Source organism: Nitratireductor sp. StC3 (genome assembly GCF_003015025.1).
GTDB lineage: Bacteria > Pseudomonadota > Alphaproteobacteria > Rhizobiales > Rhizobiaceae > Mangrovimarina > Mangrovimarina alexandrii.
In genome coordinates, this window is the sequence record NZ_PYBP01000001.1 from 810232 (window position 1) to 826571 (window position 16340).

Annotated in this window: 18 protein-coding genes, 2 tRNA genes and 1 pseudogene; 8 read left to right on the top strand and 13 right to left on the bottom strand. The window is 65.9% G+C overall.

Annotation, left to right across the window (positions count from 1 at the left end; translation table 11 throughout):
• The first annotated feature begins 54 nt into the window (after nucleotides 1-54).
• A complete protein-coding gene (locus C7T96_RS04010; protein WP_106569836.1) occupies nucleotides 55-348 on the top strand; it encodes a hypothetical protein in 294 nt (97 codons plus the stop codon).
• Nucleotides 341-1573 carry a hypothetical protein gene (locus C7T96_RS04015; protein WP_106569837.1) on the top strand — a complete coding sequence of 411 codons (1233 nt, stop codon included), beginning with the start codon at nucleotides 341-343 and terminating at the stop codon, nucleotides 1571-1573. The genes C7T96_RS04010 and C7T96_RS04015 overlap by 8 nt, the downstream gene beginning before the upstream one ends.
• A 6-nt stretch (nucleotides 1574-1579) precedes the next feature.
• Here the strand turns inward: C7T96_RS04015 and C7T96_RS04020 are convergent.
• Nucleotides 1580-1656 (bottom strand) — tRNA-Asp (locus C7T96_RS04020).
• 287 nt (nucleotides 1657-1943) lie between these two features.
• Here C7T96_RS04020 and C7T96_RS04025 point away from each other — a divergent pair.
• Nucleotides 1944-2019: transfer RNA gene (locus C7T96_RS04025), tRNA-Val, on the top strand.
• Nucleotides 2020-2246: 227 nt separating this feature from the next.
• On the opposite strand, the gene C7T96_RS24310 is transcribed toward C7T96_RS04025, so the two are convergent.
• Nucleotides 2247-2702, bottom strand: coding sequence for a peptidylprolyl isomerase (locus tag C7T96_RS24310; protein WP_245414061.1), 456 nt, complete (start codon nucleotides 2700-2702; stop codon nucleotides 2247-2249).
• A gap of 42 nt (nucleotides 2703-2744) precedes the next feature.
• Here C7T96_RS24310 and C7T96_RS04035 point away from each other — a divergent pair.
• Nucleotides 2745-3263 (top strand): annotated as a pseudogene (locus C7T96_RS04035) (oligopeptide/dipeptide ABC transporter ATP-binding protein); the annotation flags it as partial.
• A gap of 126 nt (nucleotides 3264-3389) precedes the next feature.
• On the opposite strand, the gene C7T96_RS04040 reads toward C7T96_RS04035, so the two are convergent.
• The 8 genes from C7T96_RS04040 to C7T96_RS04075 all read right to left on the bottom strand — a co-directional run bounded on the left by C7T96_RS04040 (nucleotide 3390) and on the right by C7T96_RS04075 (nucleotide 9280).
• The gene (locus C7T96_RS04040; RefSeq protein ID WP_106569838.1) at nucleotides 3390-4235 is read right to left on the bottom strand and encodes a fumarylacetoacetate hydrolase family protein; all 846 of its coding nucleotides are present in this window, start codon (nucleotides 4233-4235) and stop codon (nucleotides 3390-3392) included.
• Between the two features lie 72 nt (nucleotides 4236-4307).
• Nucleotides 4308-5045: an SDR family oxidoreductase gene (locus C7T96_RS04045; protein WP_106569839.1), complete on the bottom strand. Its 738-nt coding sequence runs from the start codon at nucleotides 5043-5045 to the stop codon at nucleotides 4308-4310.
• 3 nt (nucleotides 5046-5048) lie between these two features.
• Nucleotides 5049-5726 carry an RraA family protein gene (locus C7T96_RS04050; protein WP_199190404.1) on the bottom strand — a complete coding sequence of 226 codons (678 nt, stop codon included), beginning with the start codon at nucleotides 5724-5726 and terminating at the stop codon, nucleotides 5049-5051.
• 38 nt (nucleotides 5727-5764) lie between these two features.
• Nucleotides 5765-6136, bottom strand: a complete 372-nt coding sequence (locus tag C7T96_RS04055) for a RidA family protein (RefSeq protein ID WP_106569840.1) — start codon at nucleotides 6134-6136, stop codon at nucleotides 5765-5767.
• A gap of 76 nt (nucleotides 6137-6212) precedes the next feature.
• Nucleotides 6213-6995 carry an ABC transporter substrate-binding protein gene (locus C7T96_RS04060; protein WP_106569841.1) on the bottom strand — a complete coding sequence of 261 codons (783 nt, stop codon included), beginning with the start codon at nucleotides 6993-6995 and terminating at the stop codon, nucleotides 6213-6215.
• 59 nt (nucleotides 6996-7054) lie between these two features.
• Complete coding sequence (locus C7T96_RS04065) at nucleotides 7055-7801, bottom strand: amino acid ABC transporter ATP-binding protein (RefSeq protein ID WP_106569842.1); 747 nt, start codon at nucleotides 7799-7801, stop codon at nucleotides 7055-7057.
• 25 nt (nucleotides 7802-7826) lie between these two features.
• Entirely contained in the window at nucleotides 7827-8492 is a 666-nt protein-coding gene (locus C7T96_RS04070; RefSeq protein WP_106569843.1) for an amino acid ABC transporter permease, read from the bottom strand.
• A gap of 2 nt (nucleotides 8493-8494) precedes the next feature.
• The gene (locus C7T96_RS04075; RefSeq protein ID WP_106569844.1) at nucleotides 8495-9280 is read right to left on the bottom strand and encodes an amino acid ABC transporter permease; all 786 of its coding nucleotides are present in this window, start codon (nucleotides 9278-9280) and stop codon (nucleotides 8495-8497) included.
• A gap of 198 nt (nucleotides 9281-9478) precedes the next feature.
• Here C7T96_RS04075 and C7T96_RS04080 point away from each other — a divergent pair, with 198 nt between their 5' ends.
• From C7T96_RS04080 to C7T96_RS04095, 4 genes are read left to right on the top strand one after another with little or no spacing between them, the layout of a single operon-like run.
• A complete protein-coding gene (locus C7T96_RS04080) occupies nucleotides 9479-10288 on the top strand; it encodes an IclR family transcriptional regulator (RefSeq protein ID WP_106569845.1) in 810 nt (269 codons plus the stop codon).
• 14 nt (nucleotides 10289-10302) lie between these two features.
• Nucleotides 10303-11775 (top strand): M81 family metallopeptidase, encoded by a 1473-nt coding sequence (locus C7T96_RS04085; protein WP_106569846.1) that lies wholly within the window; start codon nucleotides 10303-10305, stop codon nucleotides 11773-11775.
• A complete protein-coding gene (locus tag C7T96_RS04090; RefSeq protein ID WP_106569847.1) occupies nucleotides 11772-12932 on the top strand; it encodes a Xaa-Pro peptidase family protein in 1161 nt (386 codons plus the stop codon). Before C7T96_RS04085 ends, C7T96_RS04090 begins: the two co-directional genes overlap by 4 nt.
• Before the next feature lie 4 nt (nucleotides 12933-12936).
• The gene (locus C7T96_RS04095; protein WP_106569848.1) at nucleotides 12937-13692 is read left to right on the top strand and encodes an aspartate/glutamate racemase family protein; all 756 of its coding nucleotides are present in this window, start codon (nucleotides 12937-12939) and stop codon (nucleotides 13690-13692) included.
• 30 nt (nucleotides 13693-13722) lie between these two features.
• Here the strand turns inward: C7T96_RS04095 and C7T96_RS04100 are convergent, their stop codons facing one another.
• From C7T96_RS04100 to C7T96_RS04110, 3 genes are read right to left on the bottom strand one after another with little or no spacing between them, the layout of a single operon-like run.
• Nucleotides 13723-14472 (bottom strand): SDR family NAD(P)-dependent oxidoreductase, encoded by a 750-nt coding sequence (locus C7T96_RS04100; protein WP_106570002.1) that lies wholly within the window; start codon nucleotides 14470-14472, stop codon nucleotides 13723-13725.
• A 47-nt stretch (nucleotides 14473-14519) separates the two neighbouring features.
• The gene (locus C7T96_RS04105) at nucleotides 14520-15383 is read right to left on the bottom strand and encodes an amidohydrolase family protein (protein WP_106569849.1); all 864 of its coding nucleotides are present in this window, start codon (nucleotides 15381-15383) and stop codon (nucleotides 14520-14522) included.
• A complete protein-coding gene (locus C7T96_RS04110; RefSeq protein ID WP_146149137.1) occupies nucleotides 15380-16297 on the bottom strand; it encodes a dihydrodipicolinate synthase family protein in 918 nt (305 codons plus the stop codon). The genes C7T96_RS04105 and C7T96_RS04110 overlap by 4 nt, the downstream gene beginning before the upstream one ends.
• Nucleotides 16298-16340 lie beyond the last annotated feature (43 nt).

Below are 16340 nucleotides of genomic sequence, written 5' to 3' on the forward strand. Positions count from 1 at the left end.
GCAGCGGGTGGTGGGGTGAAGGCCGCCACCCGCACCCCTTAAGGGATTTCCGCGATGACGCCAAAGCACGCCAGCACCCCGAGCCGCGACAGCATCCGCTTCCCGGTGCAGCCGCGCCTTCTGCCGCCGACGAAGGCGGCGCGGCGCCTGCATCTCACGCTTGACGAATTCCGCGACAAGCTGCCGGCGCTTCTCATGCACGGTTTCCCCCACCCCTGCCCGGTCACCGGGCATTTCGATCTCGTCGCGATCGACGCTTTCCTCGACCGACGCGCAGGCTTCGCCGGCGGCGTCCGCCCCGAGGATCACGAGGCGATCATGCGCGAAAGGATCGCCCGTCTTGGCTAAGATCAAGCTGAAGCACTTCGTGCGCCGGAAAGGCGGCAAGCACACCTATTGGATGCCAACGCCAAAAATGGTCGAGGCCGGGTTCTCGCCGGTTCCCTGCGGCCCGGACGGCCCCGACGCATGGAAAATCGCCCAGGAATGGGAAGACCGCTGGCAGGCCTACCGCAAGGGCATCACGCGCTCACCGGCCGCGCGCCGCTATCCCATCGGTTCCGTCGGCGATGCTTTCGAGCGGTATCGGCAGACGAAGACGTGGGCGGCATTGAAGCCCCGCACACGCGAGGATTGGGAACGCGGCTGGACCTGGATCGAGCCGTTCTTCGGCGACCGCCCGCCGGCCCGGATCACGTTCGAGATCATCGACGCCTGGTATCACGGTCTTCTCAAAAAGCACGGGGTCGACAAGGCCTATCGCGCGATGAAGACGTGGCGCAGCCTCTACCGCGTCATGTCGGGCATGCAGCTGTGCGGCGTCGGCCAGGACCCTTCGCTCGGCATCCGACGCAAGACGCCGCCGGGGCGAAGCGAGACATGGTCGGAGGGCGAGGCCGTGCGGTTCGTCAAGGGCGCATGGCGCGAAGGCTATCGCGGCCTGGCTTGCATCGTCGCGGTGGCGTGGGATACCTCGTTCTCACCGGTCGACGTGCGCTCGCTCACACCGGGCCACGCGGTCGAGGCCCGCGAGGATTGGGGCTTCCTGATCAGGCGCGGCAAGACCGACGAGGCGGCCTTCGGCACGCTGTCGCTGCGTACGCAAAGGCTCGTGCTGACCTACCTCGATGGCCTCGGCGTCACGATCCTCGACGATGCGCCGATGTTCCGAACGCGCGGCTACGCGCCGGGGCCGAAAGGCGGCCGGCCACGCGCCGGCGTGCCTTACACGAAGGATAGCCTGGTCGACGACTTCGCCGACGTGCGCCGCCTCGTGTTCGGGCCGGACGAAAAGCGGCGGCTGATGGACATGCGTCGATCCGGCTCGGTCGAGGCCAACGCCGGCGGCGGCGCGCTCGAAGCGATATCCGCGAAGATGGGCAACTCGATCGACCGATCGAAGCGTCTGCAGAAGGTCTACATGCCGGTCAACCTGGCGGCGGTCCGCGCCGCCGACGAAGCCCGGCGCAAAGGGCGCCGGCTGCTCGGCATGGAACAGAACAAGGCCAAAAAGTTGAAACTGGCCGCCGGAAAAAAGTTGAAACCGACGAGGGGCGGGACGCGAAGTGCTTGAAAAGAATGGCGCGAGTGACGGGGCTCGAACCCGCGACCTCCGGCGTGACAGGCCGGCACTCTAACCGACTGAGCTACACCCGCGCTACGACTTGCGTTGCCCACAGGCACCGTCGTCGTGGCGGCTGAATTAAGCGGTTCGCGAATGCCTGTCAAGCGCCCCGAGAGCGATTGTGCACACCCTTGCCGGACCGAGGCGAGCGGCGTCGCGCCAACGACGCGGGCGGGTGGGTTTTATCCTGCCGCGGGCAGGCACACGGCAGGCTCAGCCTGCGACAAAAAACACGACACCGACCCCGGGCCGGCCATGCGTGCGCGCTGCCGGCGAAGGCTTGCACATTGCCCACGAAGCGCTTAAACCGCGCCGAGGCGGGCGATTAGCTCAGTTGGTAGAGCGCTTCGTTTACACCGAAGATGTCGGCAGTTCGAGCCTGTCATCGCCCACCATTTCAACTGCCTATTTCCGCAACGTCGCGCCAGACGAGGCCTTCTTGCTGCTACGCCCTCCCCCGGGGCCGCCAGCTTCGCTGGCAACACACATCGGCGACCACCGTTTTGGAGCGGGTCGATCGTCCGGTCACCGCGCTGCGTCCGGCGAAGCCATCCTGGCAACCCGAACGATACGGATCGGGGTTTCGAGATATTCCTTGCTTGTTGCGCGAGCGAACAGGCTTTCAATGGTCTGGCGGCCGGAGACAAGCTGGCCGAACGCCGCAAAGCCGGCGCGATCGGGATTGCGGCCGCCGCCCTCGTCGAGTTCGGGCTGGTCGCCGCGGCAGATGAAGAAACCCGGCCCCGCAGTGCCCGGCGCGCCGGGTCATCGACAGCGTCCCGTCCAGATGCCGCAGCCCGGTCTGCGAGGTCGGCTCGTGCGGGATCGGCGGAAATGGCGGTTCGGTGCCGTCGGTCAGGCGCCACCCCCATTGGATGACCTCGATCTTGTGTGGTGTCTCGGGCGGCTGATTGTGCATGGTGACGATCCGGTAGACCGCGCTGCCGTCGAGATGGCCGCCATCGACATAGGCGAGAAAATTGCCGGCGCTGATCGGTGCGTTGGCCTCGTCAACAGCCAGCGTGAAGCTGCCAAGCTCGGTTTCGACCTCGACCCGTGTCGGGGCGGATGCGCTCATGTCGTCCTCGTTTTCATGCTGTGTGCCGCAGCGCGGCGAAAAAACGAGCCGGTGTCGGCGCTCGACGTCTCCGTGCAGGCTCAGATCATCAACCTGCTCAAGGACCTTCAGGCTCGCCTCGGCCTGGCCTATGTGTTCATCGCCCACGATCTGGCCGTCGTCCGCCACATGGCCGACCAGGTGGCGGTGATGTATCTCGGCTGCGTGGTGGAACGCGGGGACCGCAAGGCGCTGTTCGACGCCCCCGGCCATCCCTATACGCGCATGCTGGTGTCGGCCGTGCCGCGGGTGGGTAGTCTTGCGGGCGCCCGCAAGAGGGAAATTCTGGGCGAGATGCCGAGCCCGATCGACCCACCGCCCGGCTGCCATTTCCATCCGCGCTGCCCGTTCGCCGCCGAACGCTGCCGACGCGAGCCGCCGGCCCTGGCCGACAGGGCCGATCGTGGCCTCGCCTGCCACCGCGCCGATGAATTGCCGATTTTAAGCGACGACGCGGATCGGCGTGCACTCGGCCCAGGCGCAATGAAGCGCATGCAACGCTACGTCGACAGCACGCGCTGAGGCCGCTCTTGGATAGGCGGAATCCACCGCTCCTCCGCATTTCGTGGCTTGGCCGGAGCCATTTGGCTCCGCCCGAGAGCCGTCCTGCTTTTTAACGGAAACGCAGAACGGCTCTCACTTCTTGTTTTAACGCGCGGCCACCACGGTCTGGCGCTGCGTCCCGAGCCCGTCAATGCCGAGTTCGACGACATCGCCCGCGCGCAGATAGCGTGGCGGCGTCTTGCCCATGCCGACGCCCGGCGGGGTGCCGGTGGAGATGATATCGCCCGGTTGCAAGGACATGAAGCGGCTGATGTAAGAAACCAGGAAAGCCGGCTTGAAGATCATCGTCGCCGTCGATCCGTCCTGCATGGTTTCGCCGTTCACCTTGAGCCACATCGGCAGCGCGAGCGGATTTTCGATTGCATCGGCCGGCACCAGCCAGGGTCCGGTTGGCCCGAACGTGTCGGCCGACTTGCCCTTGGTCCACTGCCCCTCGTGCTCGAGCTGGTAGGCGCGTTCGGATACGTCGTGCGCAGTGCAATAGCCGGCCACGTGATCGAGCGCTTCGGCTTCGTCGACATATCTGGCCGTCCGCCCGATCACCACGCCGAGCTCGACCTCCCAGTCGGTCTTTTGTGAACCGCGCGGCAGGACGAGGTCGTCATTGGGGCCGCAAATCGCCGATGTCGCCTTCATGAACAGGATCGGTTCGGAAGGGACCGCGGCTCCCGCCTCGGCCGCATGGTCGGAATAGTTGAGGCCGACACAGATGAATTTCCCCGTACCGGCGACGCAAGGGCCGAGCCGCGGATCGCCCTCCACCTTCGGCAACGAGGAAGGATCGATCGTCTTGAGCCGGGCGAGCGCCCGCGGATCGAGCACCTCTCCAGCCAAGCCGTCGACGTGAGCCGACAGGTCGCGCAGCGCGCCCCGGTCGTCGACAAGCCCCGGCCGTTCCCGTCCGGACGCACCATAACGCACGAGCTTCACATCAGTTCTCCAAATTTTTCGCAGGCAAGTCCGATGCGGCCCCGCGCGGCATCGGCGCGCGGGGCCAATGGATCAGGCGGTCCAGCCGCCATCGATGACATAGGCCTGGCCGGTGGTGAAAGTCGCCCCGGCCAGATGCAGGGCAAGATCGGCGATCTCGTCGGGCGTGCCGATGCGCCCCATCGGCTGGCGCGCGATGAAGGCCGCCCTGGCGGCCTCGTAGTCCCCGCCCGCCCGCATTCTTTGCTGGAGCGAGGGACTGTCGACCGTTCCCGGACAAATCGCATTGCAGCGGATGCCGCGGGCGACGAAATCGGCGGCCACGGACTTGGTCAGGCCGATCACCGCCGCCTTGGTTGTGGCGTAGACGAATCGGTTGGGAGCCGCCTTCACACTGGACACCACCGACGCGATGTTGACGATCGCGCCGTCGCCCTGCGCGAGCATGCCGGGCATAACAGCCCGAATGGTGCGCATCATCGCGCGCACGTTGACATCGACGGCACGGTCGAACTCCGCCTCCGTGGCGTCCATGATCGTGCCGGAATGCACGATCCCGGCACAGTTCATCAACACATCGAACGGCCCGTGCTCGTCGACCAGCGCGCCGATCGCGCGTTCGTCGCATACATCGAGCCCGGCCGTGCGGATGCCCGCCGGCCCTTCCAGGCCGGCGAGCGCGCTGCGGTCGATGTCGGTGGCGAGCACATGCGCGCCTGCCGCAGCCATGCGCTCAGCGCAGGCCCGGCCGATGCCGGCGCCGGCCGCGGTGACGAGCACCCGCTTTCCCGTCAGGGGCGACACGGTCATGGCCTAAAGGATCCGGTGGCGCGTGAAGATCGTGCGCAGCGTTTCGCCGGCCGCCAGCTCGTTGCGTACCGTGGTTTCCGCGCGCACCTTGGCCAGCGCCGCACCGACCACCTCGACGATCAGCGTGCGCGGCACGATCACCATGCCGTCCTCGTCGGCGAAAACCAGATCGCCGCTGTTGACGTCGACGCCGCCGATCTTGCCCGGCACGTCGTAAAGCACCAGCTTGCCGCGATATTTGGTGTCAACCGGCGTCGTGCCTGCACACACGACTGGAAAGCCCATTTCACGAATCATACGGGCGTCGCGCACCGAACCGTCGGTGACGAAACCGCCGGCCTTGAGCACCTGGGCGCGGGTCGACAGCAACTCGCCCCACGGCGCGATATGCGCCAACCCGTGGCAGGCAAGCACCGGCACCTCGTTCGGCTGCAGGCTGTCGACGAGATCGATCTCCTCGCCGTAGACGTCGAGCTCCTCACTGTCGTGATAGACCGGCATGTAGATGCCGACCCTGGCAAGGCCGCAGAGCGGTTTGGACACGTCGAGCAACCGCATGCCGCCGCGCGGCGACTGGTTGTAGAGACTGTGACGATCGAGCGTGTCGCTCAAGACGGCGGCATAAAGCTCGCTGCGACACGATTCGATCGCGTCGTGAACGGTGGTCGGCATTTCGCTCATGAGATGGGCCTTTATATGGATGGATAGCTAGAGGTGGGTCAGACCGGTTTGTAGGCGACGACTTCGATCTCGATCTTGCCGTCGACGACAAGCGGCGAGACGACCGTGGAGCGCGCCGGCGGAGCGCTGCCGAAATGCTGCGCATAGACCTTGTTGAAGGCGCCGAAATCACGCGCGTCGTCGAGCCACACCGTGGTCTTGACCACATCGGCGAGCGTGCAGCCGCATTTTTGCAGAACCGCGACGATGCGCTGGATCGTCAGTTCGGTCTGCTCGGCGATGTTGCCGTTGATGATCGTGCCGGTCTCATCCAGCGCGGCCTGGCCGGACAGAAACAGAAAATCGCCGGCGCGCACGGCGGGCGCAAGCGGCAGGGGAGTTTTGGGGTCGACGCCGATCCGTTCGATCATGATGTCCTCGTCTTGAGCTTGGATAAAAAGACCCCGCCCGGCCGCCGGACGGCCTGGCGGGGTCGGGTGGAAAGAATTATTCGCTGAACATGGCCGACCAATCGGCCTTCAGGCCCTGCTGCTCGGCCGCTTCCTGCCAGATGTTGACCAGGCGCAGGAAATGATACTCGCCGCGCCGGATCCCGTAGGAATAGCCTTGCGGATCCAGCGGCTCGTCGGTTTCGAGAATGCGCACGTCGAGATTGTCGTTTTCCGCCACCAGCTTCTTGGCCGAAGCCGTATCGCTCACCATGGCGTCTGCACGGCCGCTGGCAACGTCGACCAGCAACGTGGAAAGCTTGTCGGTGACCAGCGATTTCACCTCGGCGTTCTTGAAAAAGCGCTTGGCAAACCCCTCGTCGGCGGAGCCGGAGGTAACGACGATCACCTTGCCTTCCTGGTCGAGCGCGGCCAGATCGGCAATGTCGGTGTTGGGGCCGACGGTCACGCTTTTGGTCTCATGGCCGGAGGGCTCGCTGAACAGAATGCGCATGGCGCGCTCCGGCGTGCGGAACATCGGCGCCATGACGATGTCGCACTTGCCGGCCTCCAGGCTGGGGATCAACGTGCCCCAGGTGGCGTCGACATGCTCGACCTCGACTCCCATCGCCGCGGCCAGGTTCTTGGCGGCCTCGACATCGGACCCCTTCCATTCGTTGCTGGCCGGGTCCTTCACCGCCCAGGGAAACGCCTCGGCGTGACAGGCCTGCAGGACGCCGCGATCGCGGATTTCCTGGATCTGATTGTCGGCCGCGCCGGCGATCCCAGGTGCGGCGACCAGGGCGGCCAGCGCGGCCGCGATGAGCGTTTTGGATTTCATAGTGACTCCTCCAAGGTTGAACGTTTGTCTGTGGCGCCGCCGCGTGGCGGGCCGTCGTCTCACAACACCTTCGACAAAAACGCCTTCTGGCGTTCGTCCTCGGGCGCGGTGAAGAAGGTTGCGGGGGCGGCGTCGACCAGAAGCTGGCCCTCGGCCATGAAAAGGATGCGGTCGCCGACCTCGCGCGCAAACCCCATCTCGTGGGTCACGACGACCATGGTCATGCCGCCGCGGGCGAGATCGCGCATGACGTCGAGCACCTCGTTGACCATTTCGGGATCGAGCGCGGAGGTCGGTTCGTCGAACAGCATGATCTCGGGCTCCATCGCCAGCGCCCGGGCGATCGCAACGCGCTGCTGCTGGCCTCCCGAAAGCTGGGCTGGGTATTTATCGATCTGCTCGCCGATGCCGACCCGAGCCAGCAGCTTCTGCGCCGCCTCGTCGGCCTCGGCGCGGCCGAGGCCGCGTGCCGTCATCGGTGCCAGCACGAGGTTCTCGCGCACCGTCATGTGGCCGAACAGGTTGAAGTTCTGGAACACCATGCCGACCCGGCGGCGGATCGTCTCCAACTCGCGGCGCGGCCCCGGCAGGGTGTGGCCGAGCACATCGACCGTACCGCTGTCGATCGTCTCGAGCCCGTTCATGGTCCGAAGCAGGGTCGACTTGCCGCTGCCCGAGGGGCCGATCACGCAGACGACCTCGCCGGTCGCGATCGTGGTCGAGACCCGGTCGAGAGCGACGAACGTGCCGTAGCGCTTGACCACGTCCGTGCAACGGATCGCTAGCTTTGTCGCGCTGGCATTCATGGGCGTTGTATCCGAGGAATGGAGATCATCGTGACGTCCTCTTGAAATGTCTGGTCTCGGCGCGGCGCACGTAAAGGCTGAGCGGGAAGATCAGCATGAAGAACAGCACCGCGACCGTCGTCAGGAATTCGAGATAGGCGAAGGTCTCGTTGCCCAATACGGTCGCCTGATAAACGATCTCGGCGACGCCGATCGTCGACAACAGGCTCGAGGCCTTCAGCAATTCGGTGAGAAAATTGACGAAGTTCGGCATCATCCGCCGAACCGCCGGCGGCAACACGACCCGCCGCCAGATCGTGGGTGCGGGCAGGCCGAGCGAAAAGGCGGCTTCCAACTGTCCCTTCTCGGTCGACAGGATCCCGGCGCGCAGGATCTCCGCGACATTGGCGGCCACGAACAGCGACAGCGCGACGATGCCGCTGACCTCTGCCGACATGCGCAGCCCGAACAGGAGCGGCAAACAGGAATAGACCCAGAAAATCAGCACGACTTCCGGAATGGTGCGAAAGAAATCGATCACGAACACCGCGACCCGATAGCCGGGACCACGGCCCGACAGTTTGCCGAGGCAGAGCACGACACTGCCGACGGCCCCGAACAGGATTGCGTAAAACACGATGCGCAGCGTGACCAGCAGCCCCTGCAGGACAAGCGGATAATCGGCTTCGAGCGCGTTGAGGTCGAATGTCATGATCAGCGCCCCTCACGGCGGGCGAGCGAACGCTCGAGCCAATGCGTCGACTGGCTTATGGCGTAGCCGAACAAGAAATAGATCAGCGCGGCCAGCGTCAGGATTTCGATCGGCTTGAAGATTGCGTTGGCGATGCGCGTGGAGACTGTCATCAGCTCGCCGACCTGGAGCACGGTCAGGATGGCGGAGGCCTTGAAGAAGCTGATGGTCATGTTGACGAAGGGCGGGATCATCACCCGAAAGGCCGGGGGCAGGATGACGCGCCGCCAGCGCGTATAAACCGGGATGCCGAGCGCGTCGGACGCCTCGCCATAACCCGCGGGAACGGCCCGGATGCCGCCCCGTACGATCTCGCCAAAATAGGCGCTGGCCTGCAGTACGATGGCAATGACACCGCTGACGATCGCACTGGTGTTGATGCCGGAAACCAGCGGCAGGGCGAAGTGGATCCACAGCACCTGGACCAGAATCGGCGTATTGCGGAAAAGCTCGACATAACCGATGGCGAACCAGCGCGCCGCCGCCAAGGGCACTTGCGTCAAGACGGCCAGAATGGTGCCGAAAAACATACCGCAGGCTGCGGCGGCCGCTGTCAGAACCAGGGTCATCACCAGCCCCTCGGCCAGCGCGCCGCGATATTGCCACAGAACGGCGAAGTCGAGCCCGCCGACGATCCTCCAGTTGAGATTGACCAGGGCGAGCGCGATCAACCCCACGAGGCCCGCGGTCAAGCCGCCGCGTATCCAACGTCCGCCCGATGCTTCGATCAGCTCTCCGAAAAGGCCCATGCCCTTGCCTGCCCGCCTGTCACGGCTCTATATCAAAACGATGATCCGTTATTTCCGGTACAGCGTTCCAGTTTTTCGTTGACATGTCGAGTCCTTTTTGCGTTTTTTATCGCTAAGGTGGTCAGCGCCGCCGCCGTGCGGCGCGAAAACACCCGGTCGCCTGGCCCAACCCGACGACCGCATTGCTTCAGGAGTGTGATGATGTCCCGAGACCTGCAGGCCGAGGATGCCCCGATCCGGGCGATCTTGAACGCCATGGACGCGCTGGAGTTCATCGCTCAGTCGCGCCAGGGGGTTGGCGTGCGTGAACTGGCCCGCATCCTGCGCCTGACGCCGGCGACCGCAAGCCGGGTGGTCGCCTCGCTGCAGGCCAGCGACATGCTGGACCAGGACCCCGACACGGCGCGCTACCATCTGGGGCCGCGGGCTCTGAAAATCGCCGCCGACCACAGTCGCAGCATCAATCTTCACGGCGTCGCCGAATCCTATCTGCGCGACCTGGTCGACGCGACCGGCGAGACCATTTTCCTGGGCGTTCTCGACGGCGCGGAGGTTGTCGTCATCAACCGGATCGATTCGCCGCAGCCGCTGCGCATGGCCGGCGAACTCGGCACCCGCGAACCCGCCCACTGCACCGCCCTTGGCAAGATCATGCTTGCCTCCAAGCCGCCCCACGAACGCGCAGACCTGGTCGCCCACCTCGCCCTGGAGCCGGGAGCCGGCAACCGGGTCATGACGCGCGAGGCGCTGGAGGCCGTGCTGGAGGAAACGGCCGGGCGCGGCTGGGCGCTCGACGACGAGGAACATTTCGAGGGCGTTCGCTGCGTCGCCGCCGGCATCGTCAATTCCGAGGGCCGGACCATCGCCGCGATCAGCGTGTCGGGGCCGGCGGTGCGGATGACGGACGCGAAAATAGCCGCGACCGTGCCGACGCTGCGCGCCATGGCGGCGGCGATCTCGCGCCGCCTCGGGTACCGTCCGGCCGACGCCGTCAACGCCCCGCGCTGAGGAGAGGCTCAGCAATGCGTGTCGCGATCGGCGGTTTTTATCATGAGACGAACACCCGCGCGCGCACCGTCACGCGCCTGACGGATTTTCAGGCCTATCAATATGCCGAGGGCGCTGCCCTGGTGCGGACTTTCGCCGGCACCAACAGCGAAATCGGCGGCATGCTCGACGGGGCGGCCGAGGGCGGGCACGAAACGGTGCCGCTTCTGTTTGCCGCCGCGGTGCCGTCGGGCCCGATCGAGCGCGCCTGCTACGAGCAACTCCTCGGCCGTTCGCTCGCCCTGCTTGCCGAGGCAGGGCCGGTCGACGCGGTCCTGCTTTCGTTGCACGGCGCCGCCGTCGTCGAAGGCATCGACGACCCCGACAGCGCCTTCGTCGCCGCCGTGCGCGCGGCCGTCGGCCAAGACGTGCCGATCGGCGTCACGCTCGACTATCATGCCAATATCGGCTCCGAACTGTTCAACGCGGCAAGCTTCATCTCCGTCTACCGCACCTACCCCCATACCGACATGGCCGATCGAGGCCGGGAAGCGGCACGCGTCACGCTGGCGCCCGACGGGCCGCCGCCGGGCGTGATGCGCAAGCTGCCGCTGATCACGGTGCCCCTGGTTCAGGCGACCGGCGATGCCGGCATGGCCGGCGCCATGCGCGCGTTTGCCGACGCACTGGCGACGCCGGGCGTGGTCAGCGCCTCGCTCGCCATGGGCTTTGCCTATGCAGACAGTCCCAATCTGGGCGCGACCGTTTTGGCCTATGGCGGCGAAGCGGCGCAGCGCGCCGCCGACCGGCTGGCGCATGCGGTGTGGGAAGAACGCGCGACCCTGTTGCCAAAACTGGTCGAGCTTTCCGCGCTGCCCGCCGCCCTGGCCGCCGACGGTCGGGGCCCGACCATCGTCGTCGACCCCTCGGACAATGTCGGCGGCGGCAGCGCCGGCGACGGCACCGCCTTGCTCGAGACGCTGCTTGCCGCCGGTATCGGCGGCGCCGTGGTGATCACCGATCCCGAGGCGGTCGCGGTGGCGGGGACCGCCGGCCTCGGCGGAGCCTTCGACGGCCTCGTCGGCGCGAAAGCCGATACGCTGCACGGCAGACCGGTGCGGCTGCGCGGCCAGGTGAACTGGCTCGGGCAGGCCTCCTTCACCAATACCAGCAGCTACATGACCGGTTTCGTCACCGCGATGGGCGACTGCGCGGTCGTCTCGCACGGCGATCTGCATGTCGTGCTGACCAGCCGGCGCACGATGCCCTTCGACACCGGCATTCTCACCGCCGTCGGCCTTGCCCCCGAAGCGCAGCCGGTGATCGTGGTCAAATCGGCGATCGCCTGGCGCGCCGCCTTCGCCCCGATCGCACGGCGCGTGCTCGTCGCCGACACACCCGGCATCTGTCCGGCGCGGCTGCGGGCCGAACACTACACCAAGGTGCCACGGCCGATCTGGCCACTCGACCCCGATATCGACCTCAATCAGGAAAGCCCCACACCATGAGCGTCACCCGTGAGGATGTGTTTTCGGCCGCGGAGTTCGAGCGGCGTCGCGACCGCGTTCGCAGCGCTATGCGCGCCCAAGACCTCGACGCGATCGTGCTGCACGACCCGTCGAACATCTACTATCTATGCGGCCACCACACCCTCAATATCTGGGATTACCAGTGCCTCGTGCTGCCGCTCGATGGCCTGCCGTTCATGGTGCTGTGGCAATTCGAGCAGGGCCGCTTCAACGCCAGCGCGAGCGCCTGCGAGGCGGTCTATTTCGACAACGGCGCCGAACCTGTGGCCGCGACCGCCGCAGCGCTCGCCACGCACGGCCTGGCCAAGGCGCGGATCGGCCTGGAGGCGGCGGGCGGCTTTCTGAGCCCTGCCCGCCACGCAGCCATCGTCGAAGCCTTGTCCGGGGCTCGCATCGCCGACGCCAGCGGCCTGGTGGAAGACGTGCGCGCGGTCAAATCTACGGCTGAGCTCGACGTCATGCGCCAGGCGCAAACCGTCACCGATGCGGCCATGCGCGCCGCGCTCGGCGCCATCCGGCCGGGCGCCAGCGACCGCGACATCACCCGCGCGATGGCCGACGCGCTGATCGCAGGCGGCACACAGGGTTTTTCGATCTTTCCGATGGTCGCCGTCGGCGCGCGATCCGGCGTGCCCCACCATGCCCAGATCGGCGCCACCGTGGAGAACGGCGACACGGTGTTTCTGGAATGTTCGCCGGCGCTCCATTGGTACCATGCGCCGCTGATGCGCACGGCCGCGCTGGGGACGCCGCGCGACCCTTTCGTGGAGGAGGTGGCGGCGGTCGGCACCGAAGCCATTGAGGCGATGATGCAGGCGATGAAGCCGGGCGTGGCCGCCTGCGAGGTCGCCGAGGCCGGCGCGCGCGTCGTCGACCGCATCCGCGACGGGATCCTGTTCCACGATTTCTACGGCTATTCGGTCGGCATCGGCTTTCCGCCGACCTGGATCGTCGGCGGCACGATGCAGATTACCCGCGACAACCCTCGCCCACTCGAGGCCGGCATGACCTTCCATTTTCCCATGACGCTGCGCAAGCTCGGCGTGTTCGGCGTCGGCCAAAGCCGCACGGTGGTCGTCACCGAGACCGGCTGCACGGCGCTCAGCGCCCTGCCGCTCGGCCTCGACAGGGTCTGAGGCCATGATGCAAACAAAACTGCGCCTCGGCCTGGTCTTCCCCGGCGGCGGCTGCGAAGCCGATTTTTACCGCTTCGAACGCGACACCGGCGAGGCCGTCCGGGTCTATTTCGCGCAGGCGCGATACGGCGCCGTCGAAGGCGCCGACCACCATCCCGACGCGCTGCGCGAGACGGCGCGCGTCGACTGGATCGTACAGGCCGCGCATCGCTTGTCGCAGGTTCCGCTCGACGCCGTGGTCTGGGCCTGCACCAGCGGCAGCTTCATCAACGGCCGGCGTTTCGCCGAGGAACAGGCACGCGGCATTGCGGCGGCTACCGGTGTGCCGGCGACCAGCACCTCGCTCGCCTTTGCGGCCGCCGCGCACGCCCTGTCGGCGCGCAAGGTCAGCCTGCTTGCCACCTATCCGCAGGATACGGTGGCGTTCTTCACATCGTTTCTGGCCGAATACGGCATCACGGTCGAAAACAGCCGCAGCCTCGGTTTCGACAGCGGCTGGATATCGTCCGGCTTCGACGGCGACGCGCTGCTGCGCGCGGCCGAACAGGCGATGGCGCCCGGCACCCAGGCCCTGCTGATTCCCGACACCGCGCTTCCCACGCTCGGCGTCATCGACGCTCTGGAAAAACGCCTCGGCCTTCCCGTCCTCAGCGCCAACGCGGTCACGCTCTGGCACGGCATGCGCACCGGCGGACAGGTCGTGCCGGTCAGCGGGCTGGGGACGCTGCTTGCGGATTTCGCAGAGATGCCGGCCGCGTAGGCGCGGCAGGCACCGCACGAGGATCCGCCCTCAATAGGTGGCGCGACCGCCCGAGATGTCGAAGACCGCTCCGGTGCTGAAGGAGCAATCGCCGGAGGAGAGCCACAGACACATCTTGGCTGCTTCCTCGACGGTGCCGAAGCGGCCCATCGGCACTTTCGACAACATGTAGTCGATGTGCTGCTGCGTCATCTGGTCGAAGATTTCCGTCTTGATGACCGCCGGCGTGACGGCGTTGACGCGTATCCCGGTGCCGGCCAGTTCCTTGCCGAGCGATTTTGTCAGACCCAGAACGCCGGCCTTCGAGGCGCTGTAGGCGGCCGCGTTGGGATTGCCTTCCTTGCCGGCAATCGAGGCGATGTTGACGATCCGGCCGTAATCAGCCTTCTGCATGGCCGGCAAAACCGCCTGGCAGCACAGAAACGTGCCGTTCAGATTGACGTCGATCACCCGCCGCCAGGCGTCGGCGTCGTATTGGGCGACGGTGTCGTTGGGACCGGTGATGCCGGCCGAATTAACCAAAACGTCGACACGTCCGGTTTGCGCCAGCAGGCCCGCCACGGCCGCCTCGATCTCAGGCTTGGCTGTGATATCGAGCGCCGACGCGCTGACCCTGTCTGTCCCGATCCCCTCGGCCGCCCGGTGCACGCGCTCGTGGTTGTTGTCCCACAGACAGACCCACGCGCCGGCGGCGTGGAAGCGCCGCGCGAGTTCGAGCCCGATGCCACCGGCCCCGCCGGTGATGATCACGCTCTGTCCGGTGAAGTCGTATCCGACCATCGTCATCTCCATAAATACTTGTGCGGCAAGGCTCGTCCGCGACGGGTTCAAATGGGGGCGTGCCACCATTTTTCGAACGGGTTGCTGTACAGGATCGTGTCGATGACCTCGGCACTGACTGGCGGCACGCGCGGGCTGTCGTGATCCTGCGAACAGACCAACAGCCCGTCGACCGCCTCGTCGAAGGTCGAGAACGGGAAATCCGTACCAAAAAACACCTTGTCGGCGATCGAATAGTCTTGGATCTCGGCCAGGCATTTCTGCAGAATCCACGGCCTGTAGCACAGGCCGGTGATTTCGCCGTAGACGTTCGGGTTCTTGCGTACGATCACCGCCGCCTCGGCCGTCCAGGGATGGCCCATATGCGCCATGATGATCTTGAGGTCGGGATAGGCGAGCGCGACAGGGTCGACATGCAGCGGGCGCCCGAACTCGATACGGGATTTCGGCGGAAAGGTCGTGCCCATGTGCAGCGTCAGCGGCACGTCATTGGCCTGGCAATATGCATAGACCGGCTGCATGCGCGGGTCGTCGAGCCCGACGCCGTTGTAGATCGGGCCGAACTTGACACCCTTGAACTTGAGCTGCTCGACCGAGTGCCGGAGCCGTTCCATATAGTCCGGGCGGCGCGGATCGACATAGGCGAAACCGACGAATTTTTCGGGATATTTCGCGACCGCGGCGGCGGTGGTTTCCTCCGCGCCCTGGATGCCGATACTGTCGCCATATTGCGGACTGAACACGATGACGCGCTCGAAACGCGCCAGTTCGCGCGCCAGCGTGTCGGCGTCGCTTGCCGGCGGCAAGCCACCCGGGCGCACGCGCGCGAGCTGTTCGTGGTAGACCGGCAGATATTGTTCGGGATCCCATACATTGACGTGGCAATCGTAGAGGGGGCGCTTGGTAGTCATGCCGCTTGTCCCGCTTGTGCCAGCACGGTCTGCGCCCAGGCACGGACCCGTTCGCGCCCGAAAGCGCTTGCCATGCTGTGCGGCGCACGGCTTTTTCCACTCAACGCGCTTACACGCTCCGCGATCAGGGGCTTGCCGTAGACCAGCAGCGTATCGATCGATTCCATGATCATGTGCCACAGTGGCAGCACCTGCTTGTAAAGCGCGACGGCGCGCGCCTTGTCGCCGGCGTCACCGGAAACGTAGAGCCGGTAGATGGCAGACGAAATGTCCCCGGTTTCGGCCCCGGGTATGAAGCCGGCGCACCCCGCCTCGATGCAATCGATCATGCCGACGCCGGCCTGGCCGTTGAAAACGTCGAACGCACCTTGCGTGCGCTCGATGAAATCGCCGACACCCAGTGCCGACATTTCCGTCTTCATCATCGTTAGATTCGGGTGCTGGGCCTGCATTTCGACAAGGCTCGCGACCGAAAAGCCCTGCCCGAGATATTCCGGCGCGATCTGGATGCCAAGCGGCAGGTCGATGCCATCGGCGACCGTACCGAAAAACCGCATATGCTCGGTTTCGGAAACATCGCGCACAGCTGCCGGCTGCAAGATCAGCCAACTTGCCCCGCACTGCTTGGCCAGCCGACCGAACGCGATCTGGTCGCGTGCCGTCCGCTCGGCAACCGTCACGGCCAGCGGTACGCGCCCGGCGATCGTCTCGCCTGCGCATTCGACAACACGCGCGCGCTCGCCGGCCGAAAGTTTGTGCACCTCGCCGGCCAGTCCCAAGATGGTGATCCCGTCCGCGTTCCAGCCGATCAGGGCCTCGATCTGCGCGCGCAGCGCGGCAAGGTCGAGCTCACCATCCTCGTCGAAGAAGGTGTAGGCCATCGGGTAGACACCCTTGAAATTCGTTCTCGACACAGTTTTCACCAGCCTTTCGATCTAAGCCGCGCGGTCGAACCGC

Coding starts and splice junctions, on each gene's coding strand:
- C7T96_RS04045 (WP_106569839.1), bottom strand. CDS start 5,045: ATGACCGTGTCGCCCCTGACGGGAAAGCGGGTGCTCGTCACCGCGGCC.
- C7T96_RS24310 (WP_245414061.1), bottom strand. CDS start 2,702: ATGAGCGCATCCGCCCCGACACGGGTCGAGGTCGAAACCGAGCTTGGC.
- C7T96_RS04095 (WP_106569848.1), top strand. CDS start 12,937: ATGATGCAAACAAAACTGCGCCTCGGCCTGGTCTTCCCCGGCGGCGGC.
- C7T96_RS04100 (WP_106570002.1), bottom strand. CDS start 14,472: ATGGTCGGATACGACTTCACCGGACAGAGCGTGATCATCACCGGCGGG.
- C7T96_RS04060 (WP_106569841.1), bottom strand. CDS start 6,995: ATGAAATCCAAAACGCTCATCGCGGCCGCGCTGGCCGCCCTGGTCGCC.
- C7T96_RS04075 (WP_106569844.1), bottom strand. CDS start 9,280: ATGGGCCTTTTCGGAGAGCTGATCGAAGCATCGGGCGGACGTTGGATA.
- C7T96_RS04010 (WP_106569836.1), top strand. CDS start 55: ATGACGCCAAAGCACGCCAGCACCCCGAGCCGCGACAGCATCCGCTTC.
- C7T96_RS04090 (WP_106569847.1), top strand. CDS start 11,772: ATGAGCGTCACCCGTGAGGATGTGTTTTCGGCCGCGGAGTTCGAGCGG.
- C7T96_RS04050 (WP_199190404.1), bottom strand. CDS start 5,726: ATGAGCGAAATGCCGACCACCGTTCACGACGCGATCGAATCGTGTCGC.
- C7T96_RS04065 (WP_106569842.1), bottom strand. CDS start 7,801: ATGAATGCCAGCGCGACAAAGCTAGCGATCCGTTGCACGGACGTGGTC.
- C7T96_RS04080 (WP_106569845.1), top strand. CDS start 9,479: ATGATGTCCCGAGACCTGCAGGCCGAGGATGCCCCGATCCGGGCGATC.
- C7T96_RS04085 (WP_106569846.1), top strand. CDS start 10,303: ATGCGTGTCGCGATCGGCGGTTTTTATCATGAGACGAACACCCGCGCG.
- C7T96_RS04070 (WP_106569843.1), bottom strand. CDS start 8,492: ATGACATTCGACCTCAACGCGCTCGAAGCCGATTATCCGCTTGTCCTG.
- C7T96_RS04105 (WP_106569849.1), bottom strand. CDS start 15,383: ATGACTACCAAGCGCCCCCTCTACGATTGCCACGTCAATGTATGGGAT.
- C7T96_RS04055 (WP_106569840.1), bottom strand. CDS start 6,136: ATGATCGAACGGATCGGCGTCGACCCCAAAACTCCCCTGCCGCTTGCG.